Source organism: Sporosarcina ureae (assembly GCF_029267015.1).
GTDB lineage: Bacteria > Bacillota > Bacilli > Bacillales_A > Planococcaceae > Sporosarcina > Sporosarcina ureae_D.
This window is the reverse complement of sequence record NZ_JARIEA010000014.1, coordinates 1-19,438: the sequence shown is the minus strand read 5'-3', so window position 1 is coordinate 19,438 and position 19,438 is coordinate 1. Positions and strand designations below refer to the sequence as shown.

General features: G+C 37.9%; 16 protein-coding genes and 2 pseudogenes. 6 read left to right on the top strand and 12 right to left on the bottom strand.

The window, feature by feature from the left end; all coding sequences use genetic code 11:
- Positions 1-6 precede the first annotated feature (6 nt).
- The 4 genes from efp to Q7P97_RS02260 all read right to left on the bottom strand — a co-directional run bounded on the left by efp (position 7) and on the right by Q7P97_RS02260 (position 2,586).
- Positions 7-564 carry an elongation factor P gene (gene efp / locus Q7P97_RS02275; protein ID WP_085426098.1) on the bottom strand — a complete coding sequence of 186 codons (558 nt, stop codon included), beginning with the start codon at positions 562-564 and terminating at the stop codon, positions 7-9.
- Positions 565-588: 24 nt separating this feature from the next.
- The gene (locus tag Q7P97_RS02270; RefSeq protein WP_303966075.1) at positions 589-1,650 is read right to left on the bottom strand and encodes a M24 family metallopeptidase; all 1,062 of its coding nucleotides are present in this window, start codon (positions 1,648-1,650) and stop codon (positions 589-591) included.
- Positions 1,644-2,090: a type II 3-dehydroquinate dehydratase gene (gene aroQ, locus Q7P97_RS02265; protein WP_303965957.1), complete on the bottom strand. Its 447-nt coding sequence runs from the start codon at positions 2,088-2,090 to the stop codon at positions 1,644-1,646. Before aroQ ends, Q7P97_RS02270 begins: the two co-directional genes overlap by 7 nt.
- A gap of 70 nt (positions 2,091-2,160) precedes the next feature.
- Positions 2,161-2,586 carry a hypothetical protein gene (locus Q7P97_RS02260; RefSeq protein WP_303965954.1) on the bottom strand — a complete coding sequence of 142 codons (426 nt, stop codon included), beginning with the start codon at positions 2,584-2,586 and terminating at the stop codon, positions 2,161-2,163.
- 122 nt (positions 2,587-2,708) lie between these two features.
- Here Q7P97_RS02260 and Q7P97_RS02255 point away from each other — a divergent pair, with 122 nt between their 5' ends.
- Positions 2,709-3,698, top strand: coding sequence for a DUF1385 domain-containing protein (locus Q7P97_RS02255; RefSeq protein ID WP_303965950.1), 990 nt, complete (start codon positions 2,709-2,711; stop codon positions 3,696-3,698).
- A gap of 117 nt (positions 3,699-3,815) precedes the next feature.
- Here Q7P97_RS02255 and Q7P97_RS02250 read toward each other — a convergent pair.
- The 4 genes and pseudogenes from Q7P97_RS02250 to Q7P97_RS02235 all read right to left on the bottom strand — a co-directional run.
- Positions 3,816-4,934 (bottom strand): annotated as a pseudogene (locus Q7P97_RS02250) (ribonucleotide reductase barrel domain-containing protein); the annotation flags it as partial.
- A gap of 207 nt (positions 4,935-5,141) precedes the next feature.
- Positions 5,142-5,627, bottom strand: coding sequence for an HNH endonuclease (locus Q7P97_RS02245; RefSeq protein ID WP_303965947.1), 486 nt, complete (start codon positions 5,625-5,627; stop codon positions 5,142-5,144).
- 89 nt (positions 5,628-5,716) lie between these two features.
- Positions 5,717-7,159: pseudogene (locus Q7P97_RS02240) on the bottom strand (vitamin B12-dependent ribonucleotide reductase); the annotation flags it as partial.
- A gap of 163 nt (positions 7,160-7,322) precedes the next feature.
- A complete protein-coding gene (locus Q7P97_RS02235; protein WP_303965944.1) occupies positions 7,323-8,156 on the bottom strand; it encodes a lipoate--protein ligase family protein in 834 nt (277 codons plus the stop codon).
- 181 nt (positions 8,157-8,337) lie between these two features.
- Here Q7P97_RS02235 and Q7P97_RS02230 point away from each other — a divergent pair, with 181 nt between their 5' ends.
- Positions 8,338-8,688 carry a rhodanese-like domain-containing protein gene (locus tag Q7P97_RS02230; protein ID WP_369823308.1) on the top strand — a complete coding sequence of 117 codons (351 nt, stop codon included), beginning with the start codon at positions 8,338-8,340 and terminating at the stop codon, positions 8,686-8,688.
- A gap of 60 nt (positions 8,689-8,748) precedes the next feature.
- Entirely contained in the window at positions 8,749-10,014 is a 1,266-nt protein-coding gene (locus tag Q7P97_RS02225) for an ATP-binding protein (protein WP_303965940.1), read from the top strand.
- Positions 10,015-10,209: 195 nt separating this feature from the next.
- On the opposite strand, the gene Q7P97_RS02220 is transcribed toward Q7P97_RS02225, so the two are convergent.
- Together Q7P97_RS02220 and Q7P97_RS02215 are read right to left on the bottom strand one after the other, a co-directional pair.
- On the bottom strand, positions 10,210-10,941 hold the full coding sequence (locus Q7P97_RS02220; RefSeq protein WP_303965937.1) for a hypothetical protein: 732 nt from the start codon (positions 10,939-10,941) through the stop codon (positions 10,210-10,212).
- Entirely contained in the window at positions 10,931-11,428 is a 498-nt protein-coding gene (locus Q7P97_RS02215; RefSeq protein ID WP_303965934.1) for an RNA polymerase sigma factor, read from the bottom strand. The genes Q7P97_RS02220 and Q7P97_RS02215 overlap by 11 nt, the downstream gene beginning before the upstream one ends.
- 669 nt (positions 11,429-12,097) lie before the next feature.
- On the opposite strand from Q7P97_RS02215, the gene Q7P97_RS02210 reads away from it, so the two are divergent.
- The 3 genes from Q7P97_RS02210 (at position 12,098) to Q7P97_RS02200 (ending at position 15,977) form a co-directional block, all read left to right on the top strand.
- Positions 12,098-12,715 (top strand): recombinase family protein, encoded by a 618-nt coding sequence (locus Q7P97_RS02210; RefSeq protein WP_303965932.1) that lies wholly within the window; start codon positions 12,098-12,100, stop codon positions 12,713-12,715.
- Positions 12,716-13,057: 342 nt separating this feature from the next.
- Positions 13,058-13,372: a hypothetical protein gene (locus tag Q7P97_RS02205; RefSeq protein WP_303965930.1), complete on the top strand. Its 315-nt coding sequence runs from the start codon at positions 13,058-13,060 to the stop codon at positions 13,370-13,372.
- A 19-nt stretch (positions 13,373-13,391) separates the two neighbouring features.
- A complete protein-coding gene (locus Q7P97_RS02200; RefSeq protein WP_303965927.1) occupies positions 13,392-15,977 on the top strand; it encodes a hypothetical protein in 2,586 nt (861 codons plus the stop codon).
- A gap of 163 nt (positions 15,978-16,140) precedes the next feature.
- On the opposite strand, the gene Q7P97_RS02195 is transcribed toward Q7P97_RS02200, so the two are convergent.
- A complete protein-coding gene (locus Q7P97_RS02195) occupies positions 16,141-18,783 on the bottom strand; it encodes an AAA family ATPase (RefSeq protein ID WP_303965924.1) in 2,643 nt (880 codons plus the stop codon).
- Between the two features lie 496 nt (positions 18,784-19,279).
- Positions 19,280-19,429 carry a MepB family protein gene (locus Q7P97_RS02190; RefSeq protein ID WP_303966072.1) on the bottom strand — a complete coding sequence of 50 codons (150 nt, stop codon included), beginning with the start codon at positions 19,427-19,429 and terminating at the stop codon, positions 19,280-19,282.
- Between the last annotated feature and the right edge of the window lie 9 nt (positions 19,430-19,438).

The following is a 19,438-nucleotide window of genomic DNA, read 5'->3' as shown; positions in this document are numbered from 1 at the left end:
ATTTATTTACGCGCGGGAAACGTATTCCGCTTCTTCTGTGTTGATAATCAACATATCGCCTTGGTTAACGAAGAATGGTACTTGAACCACAACGCCCGTTTCCATTTTCGCTGGCTTCGAACCACCACTAGCTGTGTCACCTTTAATACCTGGCTCTGTTTCAGCTACTTCAAGCGTAACCGTCACTGGTAACTCAACGCCAAGTACTTCTTCTTTGTACGTAATTACGTGAACTTCCATATTCTCTTTCAAGAACTTCAGCTCATACTCCAATTGCTTTTCGGAAAGTTCGATTTGCTCGTATGACTCATTATCCATGAATACGTGCATCTCGCCATCCGCATACAAATACTGCATACGACGGTTGTCAATTTGTGCTTTTGCTACTTTCTCTCCCGCACGGAATGTCTTTTCATTGACGTTACCTGAGCGAAGATTACGCAACTTCGAACGAACGAACGCTGCACCTTTACCTGGTTTTACGTGTTGGAAATCCATTACACGCCAAATGTCTCCATCCACTTCAATTGTTAATCCTGTACGAAACTCGTTTACTGAAATCATTCGTATTCCTCCATTTTTAACCGATTATAATATAAGCAGTTCTTTAGTAGACTTTGTCAAACGTTCGTTACCTGTTTCTGTGATCAGTATATCATCTTCGATCCGCACGCCGCCAATTCCAGGAAGATAAATTCCCGGTTCCACGGTTACAGCCATATTCGGTACAAGCACTGTGTTAGAGCGGAATGATAACGATGGAGCTTCGTGGACTTCCATTCCGATACCATGACCAGTTGAATGACCGAATGCTTCGCCATAGCCTTTGGACTTAATATAATCGCGTGTAATTGCATCGGCTTCGATACCTGTCATACCAGGTTTGATCAGTTCCACACCCAATTCTTGGGCATGTAACGTTACCTCGTAAATTTCACGAAGTTTAGCAGAAGGTTCGCCGATCGCAACTGTTCTTGTGATGTCAGAGATATACCCATTATAGAGGGCACCGTAATCCATTGTAACTAAATCACCAGTCTCAATCACTTTATCAGAAGCAACCCCATGTGGTAAAGCCCCTCTTTCGCCTGAAGCGACAATTATGTCGAATGAAGAAGACGTCGCGCCTTGTTTGCGCATGAAGAATTCTAGTTCATTAGCGATTTCAAGCTCTGTTTTACCCGCTTGGATGACTGAACAAATATAGACAAATGCTGCATCCGCAATCGCTGCCGCTTGCTTAAGCACTTCTATTTCTTCAGGGTTTTTAATCAAACGCAACTTCTCTACTAAACCAGCGACAGGCACTAGTTTTGCGTCAACTTGCTTGTCATACATCTCAAACTGGCTATAACTAAGATCTTCTTTCTCGAAGCCTAGTGTATCGATTTTCATTTCTTTCACTTGATTCGCAACTTCTTGAATCATCGTTTCCGTGTGTTGGACGATACGATAACCCGTTAGTTGGTCATTAGCCTGCGCCATATAACGGAAATCTGTAATGAAGACTGCGTCATCTTTTGAAATGATGGCAGTTCCCGCTGATCCCGTGAAACCCGTCATATAACGAAGGTTGTATGAGTTCGTGATTAATAATGCATCGAGTTGCTGTTCTTCCAATAGCTTTCTTAATTGCTCTATTTTCAATATTTTCTCTCCTCTCGTTGTAACAAGAACGCTTGGAAAGCGAGATCATAGCCCGCTGTTCCAAAGCCGCAAAGCTGTCCTGCTGCGACAGGCGCAATGACAGAGGTGTGCCGAAACTCTTCACGAGTATGTATATTCGAGATATGGACTTCAATTACCGGAACAGAAATCGATGCGATCGCGTCACGCAGCGCAATGCTATAATGTGTAAACGCGCCCGGATTAAAGATGATGCCATCAATTTCTTGATCGCCTGCATCATGAATTCGATTGATTAACTCACCTTCAATATTGGATTGGAAACATGAAAGCGTAACATCTGACTCATTCGCTAGACGCTCGATTCGGCTCTCTATATCCGCTAATGTTTCCGCACCGTAAATATCCGGTTCTCTCTTGCCCAGCCGGTTCAGGTTTGGACCATTTAAGAGTAACAGCTCCACTTAATCCCCTCCCACTCATTTTTCTTTCCTATTTTAGCACAATGAGGTAGCGGGACAAACTAATACCGTTCTAACCAAATGTTTTTTTCATGTAGACAGACGTTCCTATCACGAAACGGAAGATCATCGCAAACAGACAAGCAAACGGAATCGATATTTTTTTAATGTACTGCGTCATCGTCAAATCCGCTTTTACGTGAATTATCCATTCAATGAAAATAATCGCAATGACTGTGACGATTAATGAAGACACCGAGGGCGGAATCTTGAACGTTAGACGTGCGAGATAGTATAAAATGAAAAATAGCAAAAAGCAGATTGCCCACAATATGATCCATTTAAGCCAACTAGGATAGGTTGCAAACATATGAAATTTCTTAGTCCAGCCGATCGGCGACCATTTTATAAATTTAAATACTTTAAGGAATTTTAACGAGATGATAGCTAGTACAGCCGCCATGACAGCTGTCCAAACATGTGTTGATGTAATTTTCATGACAATACCTCCCCTTCCAGTGTCGGGTTATTTACACATTTTTAAACATCTCAATGGTGCAACTTCAGTTTTTTTAGTACAATAAGAATATCGTTTCTTACGACAGAAAGTGTGGGTATGTTATGAGCCAACAGAAAACTCCTCCAGCATACGGAGGTCAAGCACTTATAGAAGGTGTAATGTTCGGTGGAAAGAAGGATACGGTCACTGCAATTCGCCGTAAAGATGATACGATCGAGTACTACCATGTACCGAGAGAATCACATCCTGTTCGTACTAAATTAAAGAAAATTCCTTTAATCCGTGGAATTGTAGCATTGATTGAATCCGCTGGAAATGGTTCCAAGCATTTGACGTTCGCGAGTGATCGCTTCGACGTGATGCCTGGCGAAGAAGAGGATCATGCGAAAGAAGAAGAGACGTCGAAACTTGTGATGATTCTCGGAGTAGCAGCAGTTGGCGTTTTATCATTTATATTTGGTAAATTCGTCTTTACTCTCGTGCCGGTTTTCTTAGCAGAGTTATTCCAATCTGTAGCACCTGGCAAAACGGCGCAAATCATGATTGAAAGTTTCTTCAAACTATTCTTGTTGCTGACCTATATTGGATTGATTTCACTGACACCGCTTATCAAACGTGTTTTCCAGTATCACGGAGCGGAACACAAAGTCATCAATAACTACGAAAGCAATATGGAAATGACAGTAGAAAACGTTCAATCGCAATCTCGTTTACATTACCGATGCGGTAGTAGTTTCATTTTGTTTACAGTGATTGTCGGAATGTTCATCTACTTCCTAGTTCCGACTGATCCGCTTTGGTTACGTGTTCTGAACCGGATTTTATTGATTCCTGTAGTGCTTGGTGTGTCATTTGAAGTATTGCAGTTGACGAATGCGGTGCGTAACGTGCCGGTGCTTCGTTATCTAGGCTATCCTGGACTTTGGTTGCAATTACTGACAACAAAAGAGCCAGACGACAAGCAAGTCGAAGTTGCCATTGCTTCATTCGAAAAGTTACTGGAAGTCGAAGAGCATGGAGTCGGAGTGCTGAATCCTGAAGTTGCAGTAAAAGTAGAAGAAGCAAATGAGCCGAAACCTCTTCTTTCATAAGAGAAAACGAGCCCCGAATGCGTTATGCATTTGGGGCTTTCTTTGGTATCTACATGTACTTACACTACATAAAAACCCGAATGCATAAGCGCATTCGGGTTTTTCACTATCATTTTATTATAATCCACACTTTAATTGCGCTTGGCAATTCGTACATGTATTACATCCGCCAATTTCTTCTACTGTGCCTTGTCGGCAAACCGGGCATGTATCGCCCACTTCTGAACCGATCGTAACATTTGTAGAACGCAGTGCCTGAATCGTATTGACGAGCACAACTTTTGGCTGTTCCGCCACTTCGACTTCTTCTCCTGTGTCGGGGATATTATCTTCCGCTTTTAGAGTGAGTACTTGTGAATCACGGCTACCATCGACGTATACTGTACCGCCTTTCGCTCCGCCTTTATACAGTCTCTCATAGACACTCTCGACCTGCTTCACTGTGTAACCGCGCGGCGCGTTAACAGTTTTAGAGATAGAGCTGTCAATCCAGCGTTGAATGATACATTGTACATCCGCATGTGCTTCTGGTGCTAGTTCCATTGAAGAAATAAACCAATCAGGCAAGTTGTTTGGATCTGCATCTGGATTAGCTTGCAAATACTCTTCCACGATTTCTGCTTTTACTTCGATGAACTTCCCTAGACGGCCACTGCGGTAGTAGGTAAAGGAAAAATATGGTTCAAGGCCTGTACTAACGCCTACCATGGTTCCTGTAGATCCCGTAGGTGCAACTGTAAGTAAATGGGAATTCCTAATACCATGTTCAAGAATCGCTTCACGGATATCTTCAGGCATGCGTTTCATGAAGCCCGAATTGATAAACGCGTGACGCAATGCTTTCGTTTCTTCATCTGTTTTACCGATTAAGAATGGGAAACTTCCCTTTTCTTTCGCTAATTCGATGGATTCACGATAAGCAGTGGTTGCAATTGTTTCAAATACTTCTTCCACTAATTGATTTCCTTCAGGGGAGCCATATGTTTTTTCACAATAGATGTGAAGATCGGCAAGTCCCATGACCCCAAGTCCCACACGGCGTTCGCCAAGGGCTTGTACTTTATTGTCTTCAAGGAAATACGGTGTCGCGTCGATGACGTTATCCTGCATACGTACACCTGTTTTAACTGTTTCTATTAATTTCTTAAAGTTCACTGTTTTAGTTTCTTTGTCTGTCATTTCAGCTAGGTTCACAGCAGCTAAGTTACAGACAGAATATGGTGCAAGTGGTTGTTCCAGTTGTTATCCTAAAGGCTTTTTATCCTCTAGTTCTTACAGTTGTCTTCCTGTAAGTTCAGCATACATTTTCACTGTTTCTTTCATACAGTGTTGCGGTCTCGTGCCTGGATTATAGTCTGATTATTATCAATCAGGATCACCAGGTATGCGTTGCCCCTGACTAGAATTTTACTTCCAGCCTTCGGTTCGGATTGGCAAGTATAATTAATTTGAAAATCGACTTACATAATCTAGAAGAAACTCATGGAATTCTTTCATATCTCTAATTCCTTTTAAATTATTACAATCGCTACAAGAAATGGCGATATTATTAATTTCATGTCTTCCTTCTCTAGATAGTGGTTGCATATGATCAAACACAATGTTTTCACGTTTTAGTGGTATTTTGCAATAATGACAACATGGATCAGTATCATAGAGTAACTTTAATTCCACTCCTGAAATCGGCTCAGAGTTAATAATTACTTCCGCGGCAATTCCAGTTCTTCTTCCCTTTGCATTGTTAAGACTGTACGATCTAACTCTCCAAAATGAAATATGATCGTCTTCCGCCCACTTTGCTTTAGAATAAGTCGAATGGCTTTTTTTACATACTTTACATTGTTGCCTGTATCCATCTCTGCTATCTTTTCGTTTTTCGAACTCATTAACAGATTTAGTAATACCACACGCTTTACATATTTTTTTCATAAGCCCCTCGTCAATTTAATATTTATTTAATTATACTATTTCTCAGCTTTCCCGCTTCATCCCGCAATTTTTAACGTGAGGCGAAGTCCACCACACGGATTCGTTGCTACAACTTGCTGTCCGTACGCTTTCGCATTCGTTTCATTATTAGCATTATCAATAAAGAAAATGCCAGGTTCTGCTGAATACGTAGCACAGATATTAATTAAATCCCATAATGCACGGGCTTTGATCGTACGATAGACACGCACTTCATGTCCTTGACGTTCCCATTCGCGAACATCACCGACTTCATGCCATTGTTCGTTATAATGTTTCATTTGTTCAGGTGAATAATTTTCGACTGCTGGGAAGCGCAAGTCATACTCCGCGTTCTCTTCTACAGCTTTCATGAAATCATCCGTTAATGTGACAGAAATGTTCGCACCTGTCAGGAATTCTGGATTATGAACAGTATACGTTCCGCCATCTTGGAGTTTCAACTCCGCGTCACGAATGATCGCTGCGTTAAATCCACCTTGACCGGGGATTTCTTTATAATTTGCAACACCTTGATACATCGCTTCTTCTTGTGCTGTCAATGGTTTGAAATTCAATTTTTCATGTGCCAGCTTCTTAATCATTTCATCTTCTGTGTTTTCGATCAAATAACGCAAAATTCGCGGATTTTGCATCTTGGAAATGATAAATTCATAAATGTCCGGGTGCCAGTTGGATAACATGATCATTTGTGCTCCACGTCTTGATCCGCCCTGCTCAACCAAATGAGTCAGCTTCGCAATATCATCAAGCCATGAAACCGAACCAGATGATTTACCGTTGACACCGCGCGCCAATGTGTTGCGTGGACGCAATGTCGAACCATTCGTTCCTACACCGCCACCACGACTCATGATCTCCATCACTTGCTTGCGGTGATCAGAAATCCCTTCGCGTGAATCAGGAACAAACGGCATAACGTAACAGTTGAAGAACGTAACGTCCGTATCTGACCCTGCCCCATACAGCACACGACCCGCCGGGATGAAGTTCAATGCGCTCAACTGATCATAAAACTTGTTATACGACTCTGTACGTCGATCTTCCGATTTCTCAACGGAAGCAAGACCTGTCGCATTACGTTTCGCGATCTGCTCGTAGAACACTTCAAGAGGTTTTTCAAGCACATCAAGCGGACGCGTAATAATTCCTTTAGATTGAGCGTCCATATCTTCGATGGATGAACGATACTCTTCCTCAATCCAAATATCCGCTATGTTGTTCTCTAGGTCGAGCTTCGTAATATAACCTAACCCTCGCGCCGGAAACTTCGGATCTTCCCTCACTGTCAGAACGACGAAATCGCCTTCTTTCAGTGTCTTCTTTTCCATATCCTTAAATGAATATCGATCGATCATCACCAGACGTGATACCCCACTGTGAGTCAACTTCATATCATCTGTAATCGGGTGCACTTGAGGAAACGTTGCAATGTCCTCATTCAGTTGTTGTTTGTTCAAAGATGGTTCGCCTTGTTTCGACATCGTAACCATATAACATCCTCCTTCTACAGCATCAAACACTACATATAGTGTTTGTCTTATTAAATAATCTACTACATATTGAATAGTATATCAATCGACAGTTTTCATCAGAATTCTAAAATCGTTGATGTCATACCATTTTGCCCAAAAAAATAAAACCAAAGCACCAATTTTATTTTTTGTAATTCCAGTCATCATTCGCATACTTTTCCTTCTCAATCTTGTGAACCAATGCAAGGTGTTCAGCGGTTAATTCCAGTGGTTCCAATGAAATATCAAGGGACTTTTCAAACCCTTTCGAAAAGGCTTCTTTGCATTCATTCACTGAAATGTCACGATCGGTCAAACGATCAATCGCAATCGCACGATCTGGTAACGTTCTACGGACACGTTCTTTCAGTGCAGGAGATGAATAGGTGAAGATCGATGTCAATTTATCGACATCTAAACTCATCAAAATAGCCCCGTGTTGTAAAATGACACCTTTTTGACGTGTTTGTGCGCTGCCCGCCACTTTCTTTCCTTCGACGACCAACTCATACCAGCTCGGCGCATCAAAACACACACCACTTTTAGGACTGCGTAGCTGTTCTGTTACCTCTTTGTCAGGAATCGAAAACTCTGCCTGAAGTCCCAAGTTGCGGAACCCTTCGAGCAATCCGCCTGATATGACACGATACGCTTCCGTTACGGTTTCGGGCATACCTTCATATTCTTCGCTGACAATAACACTGTATGTAAGTTCATGTTCATGCAGGACACCACGGCCCCCTGTAGGTCTGCGGACGAAACCGAGTCCTAATTCTTTTACTTTTTCCATATCGATATCTTTTTTTATCTGCTGGAAATAGCCAATCGATAATGTGGCAGGTTCCCATTCGTAAAAACGCAGAACCGGACCGATTTCTCCGCGACTATGCAAGTCAAGAAGCGCTTCATCCAGTGCCATATTGAAGGATGGACTGCATTTTCCAGAGTCCACGTAATGCCATATGGATTTTGTCATATTCATTCTCCTTCGTATTCATACTTCACTTATAGTATAGGAATTCGTCAATGAAAAAAACAATAACGCCTTTCATTTTATCATTAGGATTGAACTGATGCTAGATAATCTTTATAATAGAGATATTGATGAAGGAGGAAGTTTGTTGAGTTATTTAAATTACTATGTTTTAGGGGCAGCTGTGCTCGCGGTCATCTTGTATTTTGTCATCACATACATACGGGTCGGAAAAGCATTGACTACTTTAACACAAGAAGAATTTATTCAAGGGTATCGTAAAGCACAATTAATCGATGTGCGCGAACCGAAAGATTTTGACGCAGGACATATTTTAGGCGCTCGTAATATCCCATTCACACAGTTTTCACAGCGCTATAAAGAAATTCGTCCCGATAAGCCGGTTTATCTTTACGATCAAAACACAAGCCGTACTGGCCGTGCTGCATTATTCCTGAAGAAAAAAGGATGCACGGAAATCTATCAACTTCGCGGCGGTTTCAAGCAATGGTCAGGTAAAATTAAAACAAAATAATCATCATGGATCCTCCTTTTTTAAGGGGGATCTACTTATTTATAAGGAGAGTGTTACGTAATGAAACCAGATTTTTTAGTTCCTCTTCACCCCACACAATACGAAAAACTGACACACTACCAATATTATGGTGTCGTCATTGAAGCTATACTCGACACACTTCAACAGCGTTCACCTGCAGACTGGCAAATCATCCAAGTCGATGAATTCGCTTCATACACTGAAACGATGTTACCAGAACTGATTCAACGCAAGCAATTGCCATTCGAGTCACTCAGTCACATATACCCGACGCTTCCGACTCAAAAAATCCAGCAAGACCCTGACGCCAATGCATTTTCGTTGCAGAGTGCTGACACGATCGACAATCAGTTGATCTACTTTCCCGAACATGAAATCGCCATCGCCAACATCAGCTATTACGTGGCAACTGGCTCCACCTGGTCGGAACATACCGTATTCGCCCCATCCGCCACTCATGTAAAAGAATTCATCGAGTCACTCAATCAATTACAGCGGAACGCGATGAAGTCGAATATTACGTATTTGGTGGACACCGAAGAAGGTATGGAGAAAAAGACATATGCGGCAGGCACACAAATCGAACGTAGCGACGTCTTACTGGATGAAGATTTAAAAAACGATCTATTCCGTTCGATCGATGAATTCTTCCGAGATGGAGGCGCATTTTTTAAAGAATACGGTCTACCTTATAAGCGCGGAATATTATTATATGGCTCGCCTGGTAACGGTAAAACAACGCTCGTTCGCTCAATTACGGGAACAACCGACGCACCTGTCGTCTACTGGCAAATTACAGAATACACCGGCAGCCATTCAGTTCAGGAAGTATTTAATACCGTCGAACGTTTAGCGCCTGCCATTCTCGTGATTGAAGACATCGACTCGATGCCGGAACATATGAGAAGCACATTTTTGAACATCCTCGACGGCGTACATGTCCGTGACGGCTTGTTCATCATCGGGACGACCAATTATCCCGAACGTATCGACCCCGCTCTCATCAACCGCGCAGGCCGTTTTGACAGCACGTATGAAATCAAGTCTCCGACAGAATCAGTGCGTAAGCAATATATCGAAAAACTGGACCGCAAAAAAATTCTCTCAACTGACCAAGTCGAGGAAATAGCGAAGCAAGCGAAAGGTCTTTCAGTTTCACAGCTGAATGAACTATACATGTCAATTGCGTTAACCTATCATTATGAAGCAACTATTCAATACGAAGAACGTATACGCCAGTTGCAGAAACAGCACAGACAAGCCACACGGCATGATTGGGAAACAGATTCGACGATTGGGTATTGAAACACATAAAATATGTCGCCATTACTAGTAATCAATTTAGTGACCAAAATCAAAAAGACACCGAATTCGCCTAAGAATTCGGTGTCTTAGTTCTTTCATTCATCAATCCTCTGAGAGCTTTTCAGCAGATTATTCAACAGTCATAAAAAAACCAGTTTAGCACTGCTACTACACGTCTTAAAAGATTCCATTAATTTAATGGAGTTTTAATGAAATAGAGTCTGATTCTTGAGTTACCGCAATATCTTGTTGATCAGAGTTTCCGTCTGTATAGTTAACAACTACTTCGATTATTTTGTCATCAGTTAGTATATTTTTACCATCATGAGGAATGGCAAGTGTATATTCATATTTGTCCTGCTCATTATACTGAACTGTATACGTATTTCCGATTTCCTTTATCCCTTGGAATTGCCCAGAACCCGGCTCAGTAGTAATAAAGTTTATCTTTTCCGATTCTAACCAATTTGTGTCTACATACTCTTTAGATGTAAATGTAACATCCTCCACAAAAGTGCCTTCGCTTAACGCATACGTGATGGATTCAATCTGTTCTCCAGTTATTTCTAGTCTGACATCTGTAAATATCAAATTAGCTCCACCACCACTTATACTAATTAAACTACCGTCTGTTCTATCTTCAGTTGATAATTTAAAAGTAGCTTTTTCTGATGAGAGTTTTGTGTTACGTTGATTTCCATCATTGGTAGATGCATAAGCAGTAATCGTAAAATTACCATTTTCATTAAAAAATGAAGTGCTGATTAGTATAGATAGAAGGATTCCAAATGCACATGCTACCGAAATCCACTTTATATAATTCCCTGAACTCGGTTTTTTCTTTCCCATATTCTCTTTTATACGATCTTCCATTGCTTTTGACATTTCAATAGAAGTAACGGCATCTTTAATCTTCTCAAAATCCATATTCATTCTCCTTTCGATATCTTTCTCGAAGAAGCTCTCTTCCCCGTTGTAATCGCTTTTTCACGGCTGACGTAGTAATGACAAGGATTTTTGCTATTTCATCGACTTTATAACCTTCCACATAATAAAGTAACAAGACCACTTTATGTTTAGTTGGCAATCTCATTAAGTAGTCGAGTAGATCATGGTTTTGATTATTCTTGGAATATAGTTGTAAATCATTGATATCTAAATGCTTACGAATAATATTGTACCTTCTCATATTCTTACAGCGATTCGTGGCAATCGTTATCAACCAAGCCTTCTCATGTTCCGAATCATTAAAAGTTGGAGATTTCGTTAAATACGTCATAAAAGTATCTTGTACGGCATCCTCTGCATCTTTCTCATTACATAAAATAACCAGGCAAATACTAAATAACATATTGCCATATGTATCAACCATTCGATTTGCATCTCGTTCATCCGACCACTTTTGTCGCAACATCCCTCAACTCCCTTCACTACTAACACACTTGAACATACGAAATGGTGACTTGATTTTTCAAAAACTATATTTTACTTAATATAATCTGCGTTTAGACTAGTGATCAAGACATAAATATATGAAATTGTGTTAAAATTAGAAAAACGTCAACACAACAACTTAGATATGTTATTTTTACATAAAGAAGTGCTTAGTTTAATGAGAAACTAAGCACTTCTTTAGTATATCGGTATTCAAGTATTCAACTATCTTTGCACTAGATTGCTTTAGGTTAAATTTAATTACCAAATCTCTCTCGGGTTAAGTATAGTTTAGTTTTAGAATTATACGCACTATAAGCGTATAATGCAGATTCTTTTTCGTAATGTTCTTTTAATAGATTCGCTCTTTCTAGCAAATAAGTTTTTTGCAACTTCTAAGTATAATATTTGTAATTGTAAATTCCGATGCTGTTCAGATTTATCATTGTTCTCAAATCCACAAAAAATTCGGAACCTTCACGTTCCTAAAAGTACACTTTTATGAACGCTTTAAAAAGGATTCAAAAACAGCGAAAAGATTGTCCGCAAATGTATCGAAACACTTTACGAACGTTCATTAATTTGCACATACTTTTGCGGACGCTTTTCAGGTATAATGAGGGAAAAGAATTTCTTTTCGAGGTGGATTATGGAGCAACGTAAATTTGGTTACATACGCGTCAGTAGTAAAGATCAAAATGAAGGTCGGCAATTGGAAGCTATGAAAAAATTGGGTATTAATGAACGCGATATTTATTTGGATAAGCAAAGCGGAAAGAACTTTGAACGTGTAAACTATCAATTGCTTAAACAAATCATCCGAAGAGGCGACATATTGTATATCCATTCGCTGGATCGGTTTGGTCGGAACAAAGAAGAAATCCTACAGGAATGGAATGACCTGACGAAAAACATCGAAGCCGATATTATTGTGATGGATATGCCGTTACTCGATACGACGCAATACAAAGATAGTATGGGGACGTTTATTGCAGATCTGGTTTTGCAGATCCTTTCCTGGATGGCTGAAGAGGAACGAGAACGCATTCGAAAACGGCAGCGTGAAGGTATTGATTTGGCATTGCAAAATGGGGTTCAGTTTGGAAGACCTAAAGTTCTGCTTTCAGAAGAGTTTAAAGAGGTTTATAGAAAATGGAAAGCTAGAGAAATAACAGCTGTGGAAGCTATGAGGGAATCTGGAGTTAAGAAAACTAGTTTTTATAAATTAGTGAAAGTACTCGAAGAAGAAACATCTAGCACATTATAATATAAGAAGCACCTAAAAGCTCCTTTATCGAGAATGATTAAGTCTTTCAAATGAACAGAAAAAATAACCGTGTTGAATTATCGAGAGCTATTGCGGCGTAAGGGATACCCAGCATTCATTGCATTAGCCAGTACAACATTATGCTGTTTTATCTGCCATTAACGGAACACCTTGTCTCGTCACAAACGGTAACCAAGGAATACCTTTATTCTATTATTAACTTTCGAATTATTTTCATGAATGGTATCACTACGTAATAAATAAAGGTTCCCCTCTTTAAGTATATAATCTGTATGATTAATAAAATGGTATATTTAAAGCATTAGAAATGAGGTGTATCACTTGGATATATGGATTCCAGTTATTGTAGCTATCTTAACTTCATTCTCGTCCTACATTGCAGCGGTTAGGAAAGGTAAAGGTGAACTAAGAAAACTAGAAGCAAGGCACGAAAAGGATTTAGAAAAGATTGAAAAGGAGCATAGATATAATTTAGAAAAGATGGAAGCTGAAATTGCTGGACAAGCTAAACTTTATGAAGAGACAAAACAAACAGACCTAGCTGGGAACTTTATAGAAAAGCTTTTGGATAAACCAGAAATCAGCAATATGATAATGCAAGAAGCTTTTGGTAGAAACGGAAAAAGAGGAAAATAAACTCTAAGTGGGGAATATAATGTATAAAAAATCTACAAATAAAATAACGGGAAATGATAACAAAGAGTTTTTAAGATCATTAAAAAATGCTAAAGATGAAGCTGATGTAGAACAAGCCTACAAAAGGATTTTCCAAAAGAAATACATTGATGGTACTCAAGGAGCTATAATGAACAGACCCTTTGGGAGTGATGGTTACCTACGTTCAGGGGGATTTGTTTTAGTATTACGAATGCTAATGGAATTCAAAAAGGGGACAACTCTTACACAGATAACAACAAGAGCGAGAATCATAGCACAAGTTGTCTACTATCTAAAAAAATTCGAACAAAATGGAGAAGAACTACCGAACGTTATCTTTAGTGGGGACGAACAAGAAATGTTTGTTGTCTATGCCCCTGTTCTTTATCATTATTTAAATGAAGATTATGACTGGAATATCGCTCCAAGTGATGCCCCAAATCATAACATCGATTTATTAAGAAAGTTAAATGAAGATCCTAATTTATCATCATTTGTATTCGATATTGCAGCACCACAATTTAACATTAATGAAGTGCTCGAAGCTATTGATAGTTTAGTAAACAATGATGGAGAAATGTTCAAAATTAGAGTAGCTGAAGCAAACATAAGAATTGTGTTCGATGAATTTATTAGGATGATTTTCTCTGACAGTCGTAAAATTAAAATAGGGTTAGATCCTGCTAAAGAACCTCACCTTTTAGTATCTATATTTATCCAATCAATCCTAGGAGACAAACACTTGTACCCTGTACCAAAAATGAAAAACACATTACACTTACCTAACGGAAGATTAGTCAAGTTGGATACTGTTGCTTTTAGTTCTTTCTTTTCTAGATATGAGCGTAAATACACAATTGCAGAGCAGGACAGATTAAGAGCTATAGCAGATAGACTCATTGAAGAAACAACTAGACGTTTTTCAGGTGACTTCTGGACACCCACTATTTGGTCAAACCGAGCAAATGAAATAATTTCTGAGATTATTGGAGATAATTGGCGACAGGACTTTACTGTATGGGATCCTGCAGCAGGAGCTAAGAACCTAACTAGGGACTATCAATTCAGTAATCTATATAGTTCAACACTACATCAAGAAGAGCTAGACATTGGTAGTAACTACAACAAAGGCTCAATCAGCTTTCAGTACGATTTTTTGAATGATGATGTTGAAATTAATCCTGATACCGATCCGAATAAAGTTAAGATGTCTAAGCAATTATTTGAAGACTTAAAAAATGATAAACCTATTATCTTTTTTGCTAACCCCCCCTACGCTACAGCGAATGATGCAGGGGCAAGTGGAACATCTAAAGAAAATATAGCACAAACAGAAATAAATAAAATCATGTTGAATGACAAAATGGGAGCTGCCTCGCAACAACTATACGCTCAGTTCTTTTATCGTATTTTAAAATTAAAGGACGACTTTAATTTATCCAATGTATATATAGCCTTCTTCAGTAAAACACAATTTTTAGCCGGTGGAAGTTACTGGGAAGGTTTTAATCAGAAATTGCATTCCCAGTTCGAGTATAAAAAAGGTATGTTGTTCAATGCAGGAGAGTTTTCCGATGTTAGAAATATTTGGGCAGTAACTTTCAGTGTTTATAAGCAACGAGATAAAGTTGAAAAAGACTATAATGAACTATTTGAGTTCACCGTTGAGGAATCTACCGAAAGTGGTATTGTTCATAAAGAAAACAAGTCAATCCAACTAGTCTCTAATGATGAATTTTTATCCAAATGGTTAAGGGAACCAAATCAAGGACGAAGAGATTATAAAGAAATGCCATACCCTCAATTTAGTTCTGTCTTTAATGTTAATGAAAATAAAGGATTTCGTGGGAGATTACTTTCTAATTCAATAGGTTACTTTGTTTCTGTAGCAAATAATATTTATAAATCTCAGAGAGATGTCTTTATACTAAGTGGATCTGCATATATGGCTAATGGAGTTTCCATCACTCCAGAAAATTTCGAACGTGTAATAGTCACATTCGCTGCAAGGAAATCAGTACAGCATTCTTGGTTAAATGATATGGATAACTTTAAGAGCCCTAATCTCGAAGACATAGATATAGATGTATGGAGTGAGTTTGTTAATGACTGTTTAATTTACTCACTGTTTAACATCAATGCCAGCTATCAATCGTCATTATCTAATGTTAGGTATCACGATGACTTATACGATATTGAAAATGAATGGTTTTTTATGAGCTACAAGGATATTTTGGTATTATCACAACAAAATTTAGCAAATAGCACAGAAGAACAATTACGTTTTATAAAGGAAGAACGATTCGTTTATAATAAAATTCAAAACACTGATTTCAGCGAACAAGCCAGAGAAGTTTATGATCAAGCAGTATATCTATTAAAGGAATCATTTAAATATCGTTTTATAGCAAATCAAGAACATCCCGAATGGAATGTTGAACAATGGGATGCTGGTTTTTATCAAATTTATAAAATTGTCGATAAATATGATATAGACGGTTTAGATGAATTTAGAAATAAATTCACTAATTTAGAACTGAAAATAGAGAAAAAGGTTTATGACTTTGGAATGCTAAGTAAATAATTTAAAAAAGAGATAATCACGTTTTTTATTAATAATTCAAAAAACCTCATACAAAGCTTACCAGTGAAACGTAAAGTTCAGAAAACAAAATAAGCCTATAAGACTCTGCAATTGTTTCAATTCATAAAAATACCTCATACAGTCATGGACTGTATGAGGTATTTTAATTTTTTATTATAATATCGCTTGCTTCCTCTAATATTTCTAAAATCGCTTTTACAACTGACTTGTCAAAATCCTCTTTTCTTTCTTCATCATGAGTACCTTTATTTAAATAACTCCACTCTACTGGATACTTTTGCTGTTTCCCCAACATTTCATCAAACAGTGGTATTAGAGCAGAATAAATTTCAATCTCATTTTTTGAAATATAACCTCTTAAAGCATGAACAGTACTCATCAACTCAGGAGGCCTTCCTGGTGAACGCATTGAGACAGACAATTGCACATTATACTTTTTTGCGATTCGAATCCAAAGAGTATTTATAAGATTTTCAAACCCTCTTCTCATGTTTGCTAGGCTATCACGTACCTGACCTTCTTCTAATCTTCGCCTTGCTACCATTAAATAATTTCTGGGTAGATCCAATTTTATAGTAATCTTCTTTTGATCATAAGATTCAATAAAATCAATGCGCGTAACTTTCTTTGAGTATTCTTTAGGGGAAATGCTATTTTCTAATTGCTTCATAAACTCTTCACCATGAGTCGTGATAATTAGCTGCTTAATTTTAATATCCTGATGTTCTAATATTGTTTCTACAATCCCCCGCCGATGCTCGTCATCAATTGCATTTACGACGTCATCAAATATTATGATGGGAAGATTATCTTGTACATTTTTAGCCAAAAGTATAGCAAGTCCTAAACATCGAATGTGTCCCTCACTAAGGATATGTAATGCATCTAAATCTTGTCCATCCCTAAAGCGAATCATTATTTTATCACCAGAATTTTCTGGAAGTTTTAACCCTACGAGCTGATCAAAAGGTTGATCATTCCTATTAATTGAATTGTAGAACTCCAGAGATTTAGTATTTAGATTAGCCGCTAAAGTAGTGGGAAGCTGTCTATTATATTTTTCTAAACGTAACTTAAAAGAAATGTATGCTTCATTATACTTCTTATTACGTTCAATTTTGGACTTCTCTTGTTCCGCCTGTTCAATAAGCTCCTTATTTACCTGGTCAAATTTCAAAATGGCTTTTTTCCCTACTCGCTCACGATCATCTAGAGATTTTTTAGTTGCTGTAATAGCAGCTATTTCCTCTAAGATCCCTTCAAGCTCACTATTTTCAGTTTTTATTACATTGATTCGTTCTTCAGCAACCTCAACTTCTCGGTTATATTTGCTGTGTTGTTCTATTAAATCCAGCCATACATCATCGTAGCAAACGTTAATAGTTGTTAGATCATTTAATCTTTGTTCATTTTCTTTATCTTCTAGGACTTTTCGATATAGTGTTCCAATGAGGGCTTCATTAGAAAAGTTAATGGACTCAGCCATCTTCAGGATTTGAAAAAGTGTATTCCCCAGAAGCGGCCAATCCTTATTAATTTCACTATCAAGCTCCAATAACTCGTTTTCTAATTTTATCGCAGCTTCAAATTCTTTAATTTTAACCTCGGCATGGGAAAAAGGGTTCTTTGGAACAACAAGATTTCCTTCAATGTACAATTCAGATTCGCATGCAGGACAATAATCCTTATACTTTTCTTTGTTTTGTAGAATAGCTACATACATATCTTTTAACGATAATTCATCTTTATAAGTCATTAGTGTTTCTTGTGCTTTGATCTGTTTTAGCACTAATGAATTTAAGCGTTTTGCATCTTCAAGAAATTCATGTATTCCCGGATCTGTGATTTTTTTAAGAACTTCTAGTTTTGCAATTTCAATATTGTTTTTTTGAATAGTACCTTTACTATCTTCATCACCTAAAATCTTTCTTTTTAATTCATCTATGTTCTCAAATCCTGAATGATTCGACAGCAATAATGATATTCGGCAATCAATTATATCTTTTTCTCCAGGGATACTTTCTAAGTGCTCTGTATGTACCATCACTTCTTTCCTTTTTATTGCAAGTTGTTCAGCTTTTTCTCCAACACAATCCAGATAATTATCAAGTTTCTCATTAAAGTTTATAACAAAGTTATTAAATTCTTCTAAACCAAATAAGGCTGCTAATCTTAGTTGCTGGGCTTGAGGCGTATTTGCAGAAACGCGAGAAAACCCTTCTATTCTATTTCTCTCAATAAAACAAAATTGATTATTATTTGGATCAGCCTTGACTGAAAACTCTTTACCGTTGATATCAATACCTTTAAGAATCGGTTGATCGGCTTTCCCTGTATTTACATTCTTGATATAGCTTCCTATATCTATACGTTTTGCTTCTGCCTCATGTATTGTACCAAGGAGAGAATACTCTAATGATTCACAGAGACTTGATTTCCCAGTTCCATTCGGTCCATATACGAATGTATAGGGGTTTTTAAATTCCAACACGATTTCATTAGTAAAACCACGAAAGTTCTTAACGATTAGCTTTGAGAGTCGAATAAACTGTCCTTCTTCTGCTTGAATTCTTGAGTCATTAAAAACAAAGTCTACTTTCTTCGAATCATCATACCTAGTTATCAAATCTGCTAGAAGTTTCCCACGTTTTCCTCCCGGACTTCCAACTGTCGAAATCATTGAGAAATTATTCAAAATGATTTCTATTATTTTCTTTTCGTACTCAGTAAGTTGGGCTTCAGTATCTTTTATAAACCTTTTGAATTCCATTAAAGATTTAGACATATCTTTTCCTCCTTCGTTAGTTATTTCCTTTTTATCACCATACATATTCATACATCAAATTGTAGCATTCCTATTAGTTAAGACAATCCTCTATTACCTTAACCAATAGTTCGTACGTAAAAAGCTGATAAAAATCGGAATGATTTTCAAATCACATAATTATTAAATCTTTGATATCCATTTCCCTATTGACACTATTTAATATCCTAACTCCACCTGGATTGTTGAATAGCTCTACACAAAGCAACTAATAGTCAATTTGTTAAAAAATAAAGCTCAACTTAAATTATCATTAGTATAGCATAATAAATCCTATACTCTGTTCATACGACAAAATGGCATGGTTAATTCCAATGCCACTTGATGTTTTAATTCGGTATTAACTTTATTACTATTTCAGCTTTTGAACCACTCAACTAGATGATTTACACACACTAGAACAACCTACTTGTACTGCAAATCAAGTAAAATACTTACATAAGTCGCGTAATTCAGATTACACAAAACCATACAACGCCAACACCTGTTTACTTTGCAAAGGTTCCGCAATACGCATATCTACAAAATAAGGCAACTGCCACTTCTGTGTGTTCATCGCTTGCTTGCTTGTCGGCTGATCCCAAGCAGGATAGACACGCAAAGCCATTTTCCCTTT